Source organism: Klebsiella sp. 10982, from assembly GCF_048589245.1.
Classification (GTDB): Bacteria; Pseudomonadota; Gammaproteobacteria; order Enterobacterales; family Enterobacteriaceae; genus Klebsiella; species Klebsiella quasivariicola.
The window spans coordinates 1-14,471 of record NZ_JBMAXV010000022.1; the positions used below are offsets into that span (position 1 = coordinate 1).

General features: G+C 60.4%; 12 protein-coding genes. 8 read left to right on the forward strand and 4 right to left on the reverse strand.

What is annotated here, in order from left to right; genetic code table 11:
* Nucleotides 1–183: 183 nt before the first annotated feature.
* A complete protein-coding gene (locus ACKLKD_RS16650) occupies nucleotides 184–738 on the reverse strand; it encodes a GNAT family N-acetyltransferase (protein ID WP_087805334.1) in 555 nt (184 codons plus the stop codon).
* 85 nt (nucleotides 739–823) lie between these two features.
* Entirely contained in the window at nucleotides 824–2,566 is a 1,743-nt protein-coding gene (gene dld / locus ACKLKD_RS16655) for a D-lactate dehydrogenase (protein WP_087805336.1), read from the reverse strand.
* A 194-nt stretch (nucleotides 2,567–2,760) separates the two neighbouring features.
* Between dld and bglX the strand changes: the two genes are divergently transcribed.
* The 5 genes from bglX (at nucleotide 2,761) to ACKLKD_RS16680 (ending at nucleotide 8,938) form a co-directional block, all read left to right on the forward strand.
* Nucleotides 2,761–5,058, forward strand: coding sequence for a beta-glucosidase BglX (gene bglX, locus ACKLKD_RS16660; protein ID WP_087805337.1), 2,298 nt, complete (start codon nucleotides 2,761–2,763; stop codon nucleotides 5,056–5,058).
* Nucleotides 5,059–5,194: 136 nt separating this feature from the next.
* The gene (gene osmF / locus ACKLKD_RS16665) at nucleotides 5,195–6,112 is read left to right on the forward strand and encodes an ABC transporter substrate-binding protein (protein WP_087805339.1); all 918 of its coding nucleotides are present in this window, start codon (nucleotides 5,195–5,197) and stop codon (nucleotides 6,110–6,112) included.
* 7 nt (nucleotides 6,113–6,119) lie between these two features.
* A complete protein-coding gene (locus ACKLKD_RS16670) occupies nucleotides 6,120–7,277 on the forward strand; it encodes an ABC transporter permease (RefSeq protein WP_080897442.1) in 1,158 nt (385 codons plus the stop codon).
* Entirely contained in the window at nucleotides 7,270–8,217 is a 948-nt protein-coding gene (locus tag ACKLKD_RS16675) for an ABC transporter ATP-binding protein (RefSeq protein ID WP_087805341.1), read from the forward strand. The genes ACKLKD_RS16670 and ACKLKD_RS16675 overlap by 8 nt, the downstream gene beginning before the upstream one ends.
* Entirely contained in the window at nucleotides 8,201–8,938 is a 738-nt protein-coding gene (locus ACKLKD_RS16680; protein ID WP_087805343.1) for an ABC transporter permease, read from the forward strand. Before ACKLKD_RS16675 ends, ACKLKD_RS16680 begins: the two co-directional genes overlap by 17 nt.
* On the opposite strand, the gene ACKLKD_RS16685 is transcribed toward ACKLKD_RS16680, so the two are convergent.
* Entirely contained in the window at nucleotides 8,913–9,026 is a 114-nt protein-coding gene (locus ACKLKD_RS16685; RefSeq protein ID WP_002912762.1) for a protein YohO, read from the reverse strand. The two genes, ACKLKD_RS16680 and ACKLKD_RS16685, sit on opposite strands and share 26 nt — an antisense overlap.
* A gap of 229 nt (nucleotides 9,027–9,255) precedes the next feature.
* Here ACKLKD_RS16685 and ACKLKD_RS16690 point away from each other — a divergent pair, with 229 nt between their 5' ends.
* From ACKLKD_RS16690 to ACKLKD_RS16700, 3 genes are read left to right on the forward strand one after another with little or no spacing between them, the layout of a single operon-like run.
* Nucleotides 9,256–10,944, forward strand: a complete 1,689-nt coding sequence (locus ACKLKD_RS16690; RefSeq protein WP_025713098.1) for a sensor histidine kinase — start codon at nucleotides 9,256–9,258, stop codon at nucleotides 10,942–10,944.
* Complete coding sequence (btsR, locus tag ACKLKD_RS16695) at nucleotides 10,938–11,657, forward strand: two-component system response regulator BtsR (protein ID WP_087805345.1); 720 nt, start codon at nucleotides 10,938–10,940, stop codon at nucleotides 11,655–11,657. Before ACKLKD_RS16690 ends, btsR begins: the two co-directional genes overlap by 7 nt.
* 47 nt (nucleotides 11,658–11,704) lie before the next feature.
* A complete protein-coding gene (locus ACKLKD_RS16700; protein WP_080897446.1) occupies nucleotides 11,705–12,175 on the forward strand; it encodes a DUF1456 family protein in 471 nt (156 codons plus the stop codon).
* A gap of 110 nt (nucleotides 12,176–12,285) precedes the next feature.
* On the opposite strand, the gene metG is transcribed toward ACKLKD_RS16700, so the two are convergent.
* A complete protein-coding gene (gene metG, locus ACKLKD_RS16705) occupies nucleotides 12,286–14,319 on the reverse strand; it encodes a methionine--tRNA ligase (protein ID WP_002912753.1) in 2,034 nt (677 codons plus the stop codon).
* Between the last annotated feature and the right edge of the window lie 152 nt (nucleotides 14,320–14,471).

Sequence of the window (14,471 nt, forward strand, 5' to 3'; positions counted from 1 at the left end):
GTGATTTGGCACCGGGTTCGCCCCCTTCCCGGGCCCGGCAAGCGCAGCGCCGCCGGGTAATCAGGCCGAGTGCCGGTGTTTGTGCCGGATGGCGGCTCGCGCCTTATCCGGCCTACGGAACCGCGCTGAACGGTAGCCCGGCTAAGGCGTTTACGCCGCGAGCCGGGGATTTGACGCCAGATATCACTCCGGCAGCGTCCAGTCGCCGTCACCCAGCGCGCGCTGCATAATCAAGGTATCTCGCCAGTCGCCCATCTTATAACCCACGCTACGCAACTGACCTACCACGGTAAAACCAAACTTTTTATGGATCGCCAGCGAGCCGGCATTGTTATGGCCATCGCCAATGATCGCCATCATCTGCCGCCACGGCCCTTTTTCACACTCAGCGATCAGCCGCGACAGCAGCGCGCTGCCAATCCCGCGCCCGCCCATGCCGGACTCAACGTAAATTGACTCCTCAAGCGTGTAGCGATAGGCCGGACGAGGCCGATAGAAGGTGGCATAGCAGTAGCCGACGATGGCGCCGCGCCACAGCGCCACCAGCCAGGGTAGCCCGTTATCGCGCACGGTCTGGATCCGTTTACGCATTTCGTCAACGGTCGGGGGGATCTCTTCGAAGGAGGCACGACCATTAAGCACGTGCCAGACATACAGCGCGGCGATGGCGTGCGCATCGTCGGGCAGCGCTTCACGAATTTCTAAATCACTGTCGAGTAACGGGGCCTCTGCGGGCATGGCGGCGCTCCTGAATTAGCCGAAGAAACATTCTCCGGCGTGCAGCGTAATACAGAAGCGCCAGGCTGAATAGTCCTGCCGCCGATTATTGCGGATCCGCCGACGAGGCCGGCTTCTGCGGCTCGCCCCAGTATTTTTGCTTACTGGTTTTACCAATCCCCGGGTTCATGCTGTTGGTCGGATCGTTCTGGCGATAGAACTGCTGCAGGCTTTCCGGCGCCTCATACAGATGACCCACGTTATGCTCGGCCGGGTACTGGGCGCCGCGCGCTTTCAGCAACGCCAGCATCTGCTCCTTCAGCGCGTGGGCGTCGACCCCTTTCTTAACGATGTAATCCTGATGGAACACATGGCACATAAAGTGGCCATAGTAGAGCTTATGCACCAGCTGGCTGTCGATCTCCGGCGGCAGATGTTCGAACCACTCGGTATCGTTGCGGCGCAGGGCGATATCCAGCGCCAGAATATCTTCCACTTCGTCAGCATGCACCGCCTGATAGCGGATGGCCGCGCCGGCGGCGGCAAAGCGGTGCAGAAACGCCTTGCTGCCTTCCTCCGGGGTACAGGCGAAGAAATCCCCCTCAGCCTGCTGGAAGTATTCCGTCAGCCAGCGCTGCGCTTCTTCGATGCCGTCGCCGGCCATCTTCAGCAGCAGATGGTGTTCATATTTATCACGCCAGGTTTTCATCCGCTCCGGTAAGTGCGCCGGGAAGACGTGGCCGAGCTTCTGCATAAAGCGGTCGGTAAAGTGCGGCTTAAACAGGGAAACTTTCTCCAGCATCGCGTCGGTGCGCCCCTTCATGGTGAAGAAGAACGGCATTTTGTCGGTGCCGAGCTTGTCGATCATCAGGAAGGTGTCTTTGCCATATTTCTCGGCGATATCGTAAATATCACGGTGCATATATTCCCCGGCCACCGGCAGATGCTGGAACTCGGCGAGGATATGGCGGCGAATTTCGGTCAATACCTGCGGCTGGTTGGTGCCAATGTAAAACACCTGCTGGCGTTTTTCCGCCGGGAAGGTATCCAGACGCGCGGCGAAAACCGCCAGCTTTCCGGCGCAGCCGGAGGATTCGAACAGGCGGTCCGGGTCGGCGTTGTAGCGCGCCGGAGTGTCGGCATCGACATCGCGCACGCGGGTCACATAGTCGTGATCGTGGGCGTGGCGGCCATCGTGCAGCACATCGCTATCGCTGATCCGCTCGTCGTCGAGCCGGCTGAGAATTTGCTCCGGCGTGCTGCCGAGATCAATGCCCAGATGGTTGACCAGCTTCAGCTTGCCGTCGGCGTCAATCTGCGCGAACAGCGACATCTCGGTATAGGCGGGCCCGCGCTGCACCAGCGAACCGCCGGAGTTGTTGCAGATCCCGCCGATCACCGATGCGCCGATGCACGACGAGCCGATCACTGAGTGCGGTTCGCGACCCAGCGGTTTGAGCGCTTTTTCCAGCGAATAGAGGGTAGTGCCGGGCCAGGCCAGCACCTGCTCGCCTTTGTCCAGCAAATGCAGTTTGTCCAGGCGCAGGGTGCTGATAATCACGATCTCGCGATCGTAATCGTTGCCGTTGGGGGTCGAACCTTCGGTCAGGCCGGTGTTGGCCGCCTGCATCAGAATAATTTTATCGGCGTCTACGCAGGCGTTAAGCACACGCCAGAGTTCCAGCAGGGTGCCGGGAAAGACAACCGCCAGCGCCTCGCCCTGACCGGAGCGGAAGCCTTTGCGGTAGCGTTGGGTTTTTGCCGGGTCGGTCAGCAGATGCGAAGGGCCAACCAGGCGCGCCAGATCCGCCAGAAATGTTTTATGGGTGTTAGTGGGTGCAGATGACATGTTCCACTCCTTGTGGTGGTGCGCAAAATATCGAGAATAAGCATAGCGCTTTGTATGACAATTTGATGCATGAATGTTTCGCAAAAATCAGAGAACAACCTTAGCATTCTGCGGGCGCGTTGTTTATATATATGGCAAACTGCGGTTTTTATTATGTTTTACCGAGTCCCCGTCTGAGAAAAAGCGAGATAACAATGAAATGGCTCTGCACTGTAGGCGTCGCCGTGAGTCTGGCGCTGCAACCCGCGCTGGCGGATGAACTGTTTGGTAACCACCCCCTGACCCCGCAGGCGCGGGATGCCTTTGTCACCGACCTGCTGAAAAAAATGACGGTGGACGAGAAAATCGGCCAGCTGCGTCTGATTAGCGTTGGCCCGGACAACCCGAAAGAGGCGATCCGTGAAATGATCAAAGATGGCCAGGTGGGGGCGATTTTTAACACCGTCACCCGGCCGGATATCCGTGCCATGCAGGATCAGGTGATGCAGCTTAGCCGCCTGAAGATCCCGCTGTTCTTTGCCTACGATGTGCTGCACGGCCAGCGCACCGTCTTCCCGATAAGCCTCGGCCTGGCCTCATCGTTTAACCTTGACGCGGTGAAGACCGTGGGCCGCGTGTCAGCTTATGAAGCCGCCGATGACGGGCTGAACATGACCTGGGCGCCGATGGTTGACGTCTCCCGCGACCCGCGCTGGGGACGCGCCTCCGAAGGGTTTGGCGAAGACACGTATTTGACCACGATGATGGGCCAGGCGATGGTGGAGTCGATGCAAGGCAAGAGCCCGGCGGACCGCTATTCGGTGATGACCAGCGTCAAGCACTTCGCCGCCTACGGCGCGGTGGAGGGCGGGAAAGAGTACAACACCGTCGACATGAGCCCGCAGCGCCTGTTCAACGACTATATGCCGCCGTACAAAGCCGGGCTGGATGCCGGCAGCGGCGCGGTGATGGTGGCCCTGAACTCGCTGAACGGCACCCCGGCGACCTCCGATTCCTGGCTGCTGAAAGACGTCCTGCGCGACCAGTGGGGCTTTAAAGGCATCACGGTTTCCGACCACGGTGCCATTAAAGAGCTGATTAAACACGGCGTGGCCTCCGACCCGGAAGACGCGGTGCGCGTAGCGCTCAAGTCCGGCATCAACATGAGCATGAGCGACGAGTACTACAGCAAGTACTTGCCGGGGCTGGTGAAGTCCGGCAAGGTGACCATGGCCGAGCTGGATGACGCCACCCGTCATGTCCTCAACGTGAAATATGACATGGGGCTGTTCAACGATCCGTACAGCCACCTGGGTCCGAAAGAATCTGACCCGCAGGACACCAACGCCGAAAGCCGCCTGCATCGCAAAGAGGCGCGGGAAGTGGCCCGCGAAAGCCTGGTGCTGCTGAAAAACCGTCTCGAGACGCTGCCGCTGAAAAAATCCGGCACCATCGCGGTGGTGGGGGCGCTGGCGGACAGCAAGCGCGACATGATGGGCAGCTGGTCGGCGGCGGGCGTGGCCGACCAGTCGGTGACCGTCCTGACCGGCATCAAAGAAGCGCTAGGCGATAATGGCAAAGTGATTTACGCCAAAGGGGCGAACGTTACCGACGACAAAGGCATTGTCGATTTCCTCAACCTGTATGAGAACGCGGTGCAGGTTGACCCGCGCTCGCCGCAGGAGATGATCGACGAAGCGGTCGCGGCGGCGAAGCAATCCGACGTGGTGGTTGCCGTGGTGGGCGAGGCGCAGGGCATGGCGCATGAGGCCTCCAGCCGGACCAACATCACCCTGCCGCAGAGCCAGCGCAATCTGATCGCCGCCCTCAAAGCCACCGGCAAACCGCTGGTGCTGGTGCTGATGAACGGCCGTCCGCTGGCGCTGGTGAAAGAAGATCAGCAAGCCGATGCGCTGCTGGAGACCTGGTTTGCCGGCACCGAAGGCGGTCACGCCATCGCCGACGTGCTGTTTGGCGACTATAACCCGTCGGGCAAACTGCCGATGTCTTTCCCGCGCTCGGTGGGGCAGATCCCAACCTACTACAGCCACCTGAATACCGGCCGGCCGTATAATCCGGAGAAGCCGAACAAGTACACCTCGCGTTACTTCGATGAAGCCAACGGCCCGCTGTATCCGTTTGGCTACGGCCTGAGCTACACCACCTTTAGCGTCTCCGATGTCACCATGTCGTCGGCCACCCTGCCGCGTGATGGCAGCGTGACCGCCAGCGTGCAGGTGACCAATACCGGCAAGCGCGAAGGGGCGACGGTCATTCAGCTGTATCTGCAGGACGTCACCGCCTCCATGAGCCGGCCGGCGAAAATGCTGCGCGGCTTTAAAAAGGTCACCCTCAAGCCGGGCGAAACGCAAACCGTTAGCTTCCCGATTGACGTCGACGCGCTGAAGTTCTGGAACCAGCAGATGAAATACGTTGCTGAGCCGGGCAAATTCAATGTCTTTATCGGCGTGGACTCTGCCCGCGTGAAGCAGAGCGAGTTTGAACTGTTGTAAGGAATAGCCCTTAAGCCCAACGTGACACTTAAAAGGCCGATTAATCGGCCTTTTCTTTTTCGCATCATCAGCAAATGGACTACGCTTTTCTCTTAAGCTTCTGTAAGCGAAGCGCAAAAGAACTGAGGGAAGCGGGATGAAGATGGCGACGAAATGGTCCGGTGCGCTGGCGCTGGCCGCCCTGATAAGTGTGCCGCTGCAGGCGGCGGAGCCGGTGAAGGTCGGCTCGAAGATTGATACTGAAGGGGCGCTGCTGGGCAATATGATCCAGCAGGTGCTGGAAAGTCATGGCGTAAAAACGATAAATAAAATCCAGCTTGGCACCACGCCGGTGGTGCGCGGGGCGATTGTCGCCGGCGAGCTGGATATCTACCCGGAATATACCGGCAATGGCGCTTTCTTCTTTAAAGATGAAAACGACCCGGCGTGGAAGAATGCCCAACAGGGCTATGAAAAGGTGAAGCGCCTCGACCAGGAGAAGCATCAGCTGGTATGGCTCACCCCGGCGCCAGCGAACAACACATGGACCATCGCGGTGCGCCAGGACCTGGCGGAGAAAAATCACCTGACCTCGCTGGCCGACCTCAGCCGCTATCTGCAGCAGGGCGGCGAATTTAAGCTGGCGGCCTCGGCGGAATTTATTGAACGCCCGGATGCACTACCGGCCTTTGAAAAAGCGTATGGCTTTAAACTTAACCAGAACCAGCTGCTGTCGCTGGCCGGGGGCGATACGGCGGTGACCATCAAAGCGGCGGCGCAGCAAACCTCCGGCGTCAACGCGGCGATGGCCTACGGCACTGACAGCCCGGTGGCGGCGCTGGGATTGCAGACGCTGAGCGACCCGCAGGGCGTGCAGCCGATTTATGCCCCGACGCCGGTGGTGCGCGAGGCGGTGCTCAAAGCCTATCCGCAGATCGCCGACTGGCTGAAGCCGGTCTTTGCCAGCCTCGATGAAAAAACCTTGCAGCAGCTGAACGCCCGCATTGCGGTGGAAGGCCAGGATGCGAAGCGCGTGGCGGCAGATTATCTGCAGCAGAAAGGCCTGCTGAAGTAAGCCACCGGTGACCATTCGTTGTACTCACCGCGTCGGCCTGCTGCTGACAGGTCTGTTGCTGGTTACGCTGGCGCTGCCGTTTATCACTTACGCGCCGAATCGCTTACTCTCCGGCGAAGGGCGTGGGCTGTGGCTGGTGATGCCCTGGCTCGCCGGCGTTCAGCTGGCGGCAGCCCTTGTCGGGATCTTGCTCTGCTGGCGGCCGGGCAGGGCCGCGCCGCTTCTCCACCTGCTGCTGGCCGAACTGCTCTTTCCGCTGCTCATCTGGGGCAGCGGCCAGGCGGCGCTTGAGCTCTCCCGGCAGTGCTCGCCGCTGGCGCGCACCTCGCCCGGCAGCGGCCTGTGGCTGTCGCTGGCGCTTTGTCTGCTGCTGGCCAGCGAGGCCATCCGTCATCTTACCGTCCGGCCGCTGTGGCGCTGGCTGCTTAATGCGCAAGTCTGGCTGTTGCCCATCATCCTGCTTGCTACCGGGGCGCTCGATCAGCTCTCTCTGCTGAAGGAGTATGCCAACCGTCAGGAGGTATTTGACGACGCCCTGCGCCAGCATCTGCTTCTGCTGTTCGGCACCCTGCTGCCGGGCCTGCTCATTGGCCTGCCGCTGGGGGTATGGCTGTGGCGGCGTCCGCGCTGGCAGGCGCCGGCCTTTACCGTGCTCAATGTGATCCAGACTATCCCGTCGGTGGCGCTGTTCGGCCTGCTGATTGCGCCACTTGCCGGCCTGGCGCGCTATTTCCCGGTGCTGGGCGAGCTGGGCATCTCCGGGACCGGCGTGGCGCCGGCCCTGATCGCCCTGACTTTGTATGCGCTGCTGCCGCTGGTGCGCGGGGTGGTGACCGGCCTGCAGCAGGTGCCGCAGGATGCTCTGGAGAGCGCGACGGCGATGGGCATGAGCGCCGGGCAGCGCTTTCGTCAGGTGCAGCTTCCCCTGGCGATGCCGGTACTGTTGCGCAGCCTGCGGGTGATCAGCGTGCAAACCGTCGGCATGGCGGTGGTGGCCGCGCTGATCGGCGCCGGCGGCTTTGGCGCGCTGGTGTTTCAGGGGCTGCTGAGCAGTGCGCTGGATCTGGTGCTGCTGGGCGTGGTGCCGACGATTGCCCTGGCGGTGGTGGTGGATGCCCTGTTCGCCCTGTGGGGCGCCTGGCTGAAAGGAGAGGCCAATGATTGAGTTTGAAGGGGTCAGCAAAGTGTTTGCCGGCCATCCGGCGGTGAAGGATCTGACCCTGCAACTGCGCGAAGGCGCTTTCTCGGTGCTGGTGGGGACCTCCGGCTCGGGCAAGTCGACGACGCTGAAGATGATCAACCGCCTGCTGGAGCCGGACCAGGGCACCATTCGTTTTGCCGGGGAAGATATTCGCCAGCAGTCGGTCCTGACCCTGCGGCGGCGGATGGGCTATGCCATCCAGTCCATCGGCCTGTTTCCGCACTGGACGGTGGCGCAGAATATCGCCACTGTGCCGCAGCTGCAAAAATGGCCGCGGGCGAGGATCGCCGACCGGGTCGACGAGCTGATGGCGTTGTTAGGGCTGGAGGCGACGCTGCGCGACCGTTACCCGCATCAGCTCTCCGGCGGCCAGCAGCAGCGGGTGGGGGTGGCGCGGGCGCTGGCGGCGGATCCGGAGGTGCTGTTGATGGATGAGCCCTTCGGCGCCCTCGACCCGGTGACCCGCGAGGCGCTGCAGCAGGAGATGCTGCGCATTCACCGTCTGCTGGGACGGACGATTGTGCTGGTGACCCATGATATTGACGAAGCGCTGCGTCTGGCGGACCACCTGGTGCTGATGGACGGGGGCGAGGTGGTCCAGCAGGGGGCGCCGCTGGAGATGCTCCTGCGACCGAAAAATAGCTTTGTACAGACCTTTTTTGGTCGCAGCGAGCTGGGTGTGCGCCTGCTGTCGCTGCGCGAGGTGGGGGACTATCTGCGTCCCGACGAACGGCTGGCGGGCGAGGGGCTGACCGTCACCATGACTCTGCGGGAAGCGCTGTCGCAGTTTGTCGCCCGGCGCTGCGCGGCGCTACCGGTGGTGGATGCCGAGGGACAGCCCTGCGGTACGCTGCATTTTGCCGATCTGCTGCGCCAGGAGGCGAGCCATGAAGGCACTTCGTGAGCCGCTGTGGTGGCTTATCGCGCTGTTTATCGGCCTGCTGGTGGGGTTGCCCTACAGCGGGCCGCTGTTCAGTCGGCTGTTCCCGGAACTGCCGCGGCCGGTCTACCAGCAGGAGAGCTTCTGGGCGCTCACTCTCGATCACGGCTGGCTGGTGGTGGCGTCCAGCCTCGCGGCAACGGCAATCGGGCTGGGGGCTGGGGTGGCGGTCACCCGGCCCGCCGGCAGCGCGTTTCGCCCGCTGGTGGAGACCATCGCCGCTATCGGGCAGACCTTTCCGCCGGTGGCGGTGTTAGCGATGGCGGTGCCGGTGCTGGGTTTTGGCTGGCTGCCAGCGCTGATTGCCCTTGCGCTGTATGGCATACTGCCGGTGCTACAGGGAACCCTGGCCGGGCTGGGGTCGATACCGTCGGGGGTGACAGGGGTGGCCGAAGGGATGGGAATGACCGGCTGGCAGCGTCTGTATAAGGTGGAGCTACCGCTGGCGGCCCCGGTGATACTGGCGGGGATCCGCACCTCGGTCATCGTCAATATTGGTACCGCGACCATTGCCTCGACGGTGGGGGCCAGTACGCTCGGGACGCCGATCATCATCGGCCTGAGCGGCTTTAATACCGCCTATATTGTACAGGGGGCGCTGCTGGTGGCGCTGGCGGCGATTATCGTCGACCGCGCGTTTGAGCGTCTGACCCGCTGGATCAGCCGACACCGCCACGCACAATAAAGGAATAGCCGGCCAGCATCACGCCGCTGATCCCGCCGATGGCCATAAGTAAGAAGAGGGTGACGACCGCGATTTTCGCTGGCTTCATAATAGGCTCCTGATGTTAACAGGGGGATTATACGGTGAAGCACAGGTGTTAATGAAACATTAATTGCGGTTTAGCGCGCCGCGCCGGGGTTTTTGCCGCGTTTACTGCGCAACGCTCCGGAAAAAAGTGTGATCCTGTCCGTCATTTTTCATTTTTATGCAGGGCTTCAAAGAAAGTTTTCGCCAGTCAGGGTATGGTACGCGCTTTCAGGAATGTGTGGTTTGCGGGTATGTACGAGTTTGATCTGGTGTTGCTGCTGCTTCAGCAGATGTGCGTATTTTTGGTCATCGCGTGGTTGATGAGCAAAACCCGACTGTTTATCCCCCTGATGCAAGTCACCGTCCGCCTGCCGCACAAGCTGCTGTGCTACGTCACCTTCTCCATTTTCTGCATTATGGGGACCTATTTCGGTCTGCATATCGAAGACTCCATCGCCAACACCCGCGCCATTGGCGCCGTGATGGGGGGCCTGCTCGGCGGCCCGGTGGTCGGGGGGCTGGTGGGGCTGACCGGCGGTCTGCACCGCTACTCGCTGGGGGGAATGACCGCCTTAAGCTGCATGATCTCCACCATCGTCGAGGGGCTGCTGGGCGGGCTGGTGCACAGCGTGCTGGTCAAACGCGGCCGGCCGGACAAAGTCTTTAGCCCGCTGACCGCCGGGGTGGTCACCTTTGTGGCCGAGCTGGTGCAGATGATGATCATTCTGCTGATTGCCCGCCCGTTCCAGGACGCCCTGCATCTGGTGCAGAGCATTGCCGCGCCGATGATGGTCACCAACACCGTCGGCGCGGCGCTGTTTATGCGCATTCTGCTGGATAAACGGGCGATGTTCGAGAAGTACACCTCCGCCTTTTCCGCCACCGCTCTGAAGGTGGCGGCATCGACGGAGGGGATCCTGCGCCAGGGATTCAACGAAGAGAACAGCATGAAGGTAGCCCAGGTGCTGATCCAGGAGCTGGATATTGGCGCGGTGGCGATCACCGATCGCGACAAGCTGCTGGCGTTTACCGGCATCGGCGACGATCACCATCTGCCGGGCAAGCCCATCTCCTCTTCCTATACGCAACGGGCGATTGAGACCGGGGAGGTGGTCTACGCCGACGGCAACGAAGTGCCTTACCGCTGCTCGATTCATCCGCACTGTAAGCTGGGGTCGACGCTGGTGATCCCCCTGCGCGGTGAGAACCAGCGGGTGATAGGCACCATTAAACTGTATGAGGCGAAAAATCGCCTGTTCAGTTCGATCAACCGCACCCTCGGGGAGGGGATTGCCCAGCTGCTGTCGGCGCAGATCCTCGCCGGACAGTACGAGCGGCAGAAGGCGCTGCTGACGCAATCTGAAATCAAGCTTCTGCACGCTCAGGTCAACCCGCACTTCCTGTTTAACGCGCTTAACACGCTGAAGGCGGTGATCCGCCGCGACAGCGATCAGGCCGGCCAGCTGGTTCAGTATCTGTCGACCTTCTTTCGCAAGAACCTGAAACGGCCGACGGAAATTGTCACGCTTGCCGATGAGATCGAGCATGTTAACGCCTATCTGCAGATTGAGAAGGCTCGCTTCCAGGCTAACCTGCAGATCCAGATGGCGGTGCCCGAGGGGCTGGCGCATCACCAGCTGCCCGCTTTCACCCTGCAGCCGATTGTGGAGAACGCCATTAAGCATGGTACTTCGCAACATCTTGGCGTCGGCGAAATTACCATTCGCGCCAGCCAGGACGATCGCTGGCTGCAGCTGGATATCGAAGATAACGCCGGGCTATACCGGGCCAACCCCCAGGCCAGCGGGCTGGGGATGAATCTGGTGGACAGGCGGCTGCGGGCGCGTTTTGGCGCCGACTGCGGCATCAGCGTCACCTGTGAACCGGAACGCTTTACCCGTGTCACCCTACGTTTGCCCCTGGAGGAGAATGCATGCTGAGAGTATTGATCGTCGACGATGAGCCGCTGGCGCGGGAAAACCTGCGTATTTTGCTGGAGACTCAGCGCAATATCGAGATCGTCGGCGAGTGCGGTAACGCGGTGGAGGCCATTGGCGTAGTACATAAGCTGCGCCCTGACGTGCTGTTTCTCGACATCCAGATGCCGCGCATCAGCGGTCTGGAGATGGTCGGGATGCTCGACCCGGAGCATCGCCCCTATATCGTGTTTCTCACCGCTTTTGATGAGTACGCGGTGAAAGCCTTTGAGGAGCACGCTTTTGACTATCTGCTCAAGCCGATTGAGGCCGCGCGGCTGGAGAAAACCCTCGCCCGCCTGCGCCAGGAGCGTAATTTGCAGGATGTGTCGCTGCTGGATGATGCTCAGCAGACGCTGAAATACATACCCTGTACCGGCCACAGCCGTATCTGGCTGCTGCAGATGGAGGATGTGGCCTTCGTCAGCAGCCGGATGAGCGGCATCTATGTGACCGACCGCGAGGGAAAAGAGGGCTTTACCGAACTGACCTTGCGCACCCTCGAGAGCCGTACGCCGCTGCTGCGCTGCCATCGCCAGTATCTGGTGAATATGGCGCACCTGAAGGAGATTCGCCTGGAAGAGAATGGCCAGGCGGAGCTGCTGATGCGCGCCGGGCAAACGGTGCCGGTGAGCCGGCGCTATTTAAAAAGCCTGAAAGAAGCGATTGGCCTGTAAAACTGCTACACTGCGCCCCATTGCAACATCGACAGTAAAAGGCACTCATGCTCAGTAATGATATTCTTCGTAGCCTGCGCTACACCCTGAAAGCCAATAATAACGATATGGTGCGCATTCTTGCGCTTGCCGATATGGAATCCACCGCCGCCAGCGTCGATACCTGGATGACGAAAGAGGATGAAGAGGGTTTTGTCCGCTGCCCGGATATTATCCTGTCGGGTTTCCTCAACGGCCTTATCTACGATAAGCGCGGCAAAGATGATTCGGCGCCGGAGCTGGCGCTGGAGCGCCGGGTGAACAACAACACGGTGCTGAAAAAGCTGCGGATCGCCTTCTCGCTGAAAACGGATGATATTCAGGCGATCATGAGCGAGCAGAAATATCGCGTGTCGGTGCCGGAGATCACCGCCATGATGCGCGCCCCGGAGCATAAAAACTACCGCGAGTGCGGAGATCAGTTTCTGCGTAATTTCCTGCGTGGGTTAACCCACCGGGTGCATCACCCGAAACCGTGATGTTTAGCCGGGTAGCGGCTTCGCCTTACCCGGCCTACAAAACCCGTAGGCCCGTGCAAGCGTAGCGCCGCCGGGCAAAAAAAAGCCGGAGAGTATCTCCGGCTTTTTGGTTATTTCACCTGCTGACCCGGCTTCGCGCCGTCGTCGGGGCTTAACAGGAAGATATCCTTCCCGCCAGGGCCGGCGGCCATCACCATCCCTTCCGAGATACCGAAGCGCATTTTGCGCGGCGCCAGGTTGGCGACCATCACCGTCAGGCGGCCAATCAGCGGCTGCGGATCCGGATAAGCGGAGCGGATGCCGGAGAAGACGTTACGTTTCTCGCCGCCAAGATCCAGCGTCAGGCGCAGCAGCTTGTCGGAGCCTTCAACAAATTCCGCGTTTTCAATCAGCGCCACGCGCAGGTCAACTTTGGCGAAATCGTCAAAAGTGATGGTCTCCTGAATCGGATCGTCCGCCAGCGGACCAGTGACCGGCGCCGCGGTGGCTTTCACCTCTTCTTTAGAGGCTTCCACCAGGGCTTCGACCTGCTTCATCTCGATGCGGTTGTACAGCGCTTTGAACGGATTCACCTTATGCGCCAGCAGCGGCTGCTGAATGGCGTCCCAGCTCAGCTCGCTGTTGAGGAACGCTTCCGCACGCGCCGCCAGCTGCGGCAGTACCGGCTTCAGCCAGGTCATCAGCACGCGGAACATGTTCAGCCCCATGGTGCAGATGGCCTGCAGGTCGGCGTCGCGGCCTTCCTGTTTCGCCACCACCCACGGCGCCTGCTCATCGACGTAGCGGTTAGCCACGTCGGCGAGGGCCATGATTTCGCGGATTGCTTTACCGAACTCGCGGCTGTCCCACGCTTCGCCGATGCTTTCCGCTGCGTCGGTGAAGGTTTTGTACAGCGCCGGGTCGGCCAGTTCAGCGGCCAGCACGCCGTCGAAACGCTTGCTGATAAAGCCGGCGTTGCGCGAGGCGAGGTTAACCACCTTGTTGACGATATCCGCGTTCACGCGCTGCACGAAATCTTCCAGGTTCAGGTCGATGTCATCGATGCGCGAGGAGAGCTTGGCGGTGTAGTAGTAGCGCAGGCTGTCGGCATCGAAATGATTTAACCAGGTGCTGGCCTTGATAAAGGTGCCGCGAGACTTGGACATCTTGGCGCCGTTGACCGTCACATAGCCGTGCACGAACAGGTTGGTCGGCTTACGGAAGTTGCTGCCTTCCAGCATCGCCGGCCAGAACAGGCTGTGGAAGTAGACGATGTCCTTGCCGATAAAGTGGTACAGCTCGGCCGTGGAGTCTTTCTTCCAGTATTCGTCAAAGCTGGTGGTGTCGCCGCGCTTGTCGCACAGGTTCTTGAAGGAGCCCATGTAGCCGATCGGCGCGTCCAGCCAGACGTAGAAATATTTGCCCGGCGCGTTGGGAATTTCGAAGCCGAAGTACGGCGCATCGCGAGAGATATCCCACTGCTGCAGGCCGGATTCGAACCACTCCTGCATCTTGTTCGCTACCTGTTCCTGCAGCGCGCCGCTGCGGGTCCACGCCTGCAGCATTTCGCTGAACGACGGCAGGTCGAAGAAGAAGTGCTCGGAGTCACGCATCACCGGCGTGGCGCCGGAGACCACCGATTTCGGGTCGATAAGCTCGGTAGGGCTGTAGGTCGCGCCGCACACTTCGCAGTTATCGCCATACTGGTCCGGAGATTTACATTTTGGACAGGTGCCTTTTACAAAACGGTCCGGCAGGAACATGCCTTTTTCCGGATCGTAGAGCTGAGAGATGGTGCGGTTTTTAATAAAACCGTTCTCTTTCAGGCGGGTGTAGATAAGCTCCGACAGCTCGCGGTTCTCGTCGCTGTGCGTCGAGTGATAGTTATCGTAGCTGATGTCGAAGCCGGCAAAATCGGTCTGATGCTCCTGACTCATCTCACCAATCATCTGCTCCGGGGTAATACCGAGCTGCTGTGCTTTGAGCATAATCGGTGTGCCATGGGCGTCGTCGGCGCAGATGAAGTTGACCTCGTGGCCGCGCATTCGCTGGTAACGGACCCAGACATCAGCCTGGATGTGCTCCAGCATGTGGCCGAGGTGGATAGAGCCGTTGGCGTACGGCAGGGCGCACGTTACCAGAATTTTCTTCGCGACTTGAGTCATAGTGAGCATTACATCTTCTGTTGTAAAAAGGGCTTCCGATATTATCAAAAGGGCTGTGAGTGCGCCATAAATGGCTGCCCATATATGGATAATCGTTAGCTGTGATAAACTCTGTGATTACTGAAAGCATCTCAAAACAACAAAGGAGTCGG

Bases quoted from the DNA above. Each gene is read 5' to 3' on its own strand.
- bglX (WP_087805337.1), top strand. From the start codon at position 2,761: ATGAAATGGCTCTGCACTGTAGGCGTCGCCGTGAGTCTGGCGCTGCAA.
- ACKLKD_RS16685 (WP_002912762.1), bottom strand. From the start codon at position 9,026: ATGAAGCCAGCGAAAATCGCGGTCGTCACCCTCTTCTTACTTATGGCC.
- ACKLKD_RS16650 (WP_087805334.1), bottom strand. From the start codon at position 738: ATGCCCGCAGAGGCCCCGTTACTCGACAGTGATTTAGAAATTCGTGAA.
- btsR (WP_087805345.1), top strand. From the start codon at position 10,938: ATGCTGAGAGTATTGATCGTCGACGATGAGCCGCTGGCGCGGGAAAAC.
- metG (WP_002912753.1), bottom strand. From the start codon at position 14,319: ATGACTCAAGTCGCGAAGAAAATTCTGGTAACGTGCGCCCTGCCGTAC.
- osmF (WP_087805339.1), top strand. From the start codon at position 5,195: ATGAAGATGGCGACGAAATGGTCCGGTGCGCTGGCGCTGGCCGCCCTG.
- ACKLKD_RS16680 (WP_087805343.1), top strand. From the start codon at position 8,201: ATGAAGGCACTTCGTGAGCCGCTGTGGTGGCTTATCGCGCTGTTTATC.
- ACKLKD_RS16690 (WP_025713098.1), top strand. From the start codon at position 9,256: ATGTACGAGTTTGATCTGGTGTTGCTGCTGCTTCAGCAGATGTGCGTA.
- ACKLKD_RS16700 (WP_080897446.1), top strand. From the start codon at position 11,705: ATGCTCAGTAATGATATTCTTCGTAGCCTGCGCTACACCCTGAAAGCC.
- dld (WP_087805336.1), bottom strand. From the start codon at position 2,566: ATGTCATCTGCACCCACTAACACCCATAAAACATTTCTGGCGGATCTG.
- ACKLKD_RS16675 (WP_087805341.1), top strand. From the start codon at position 7,270: ATGATTGAGTTTGAAGGGGTCAGCAAAGTGTTTGCCGGCCATCCGGCG.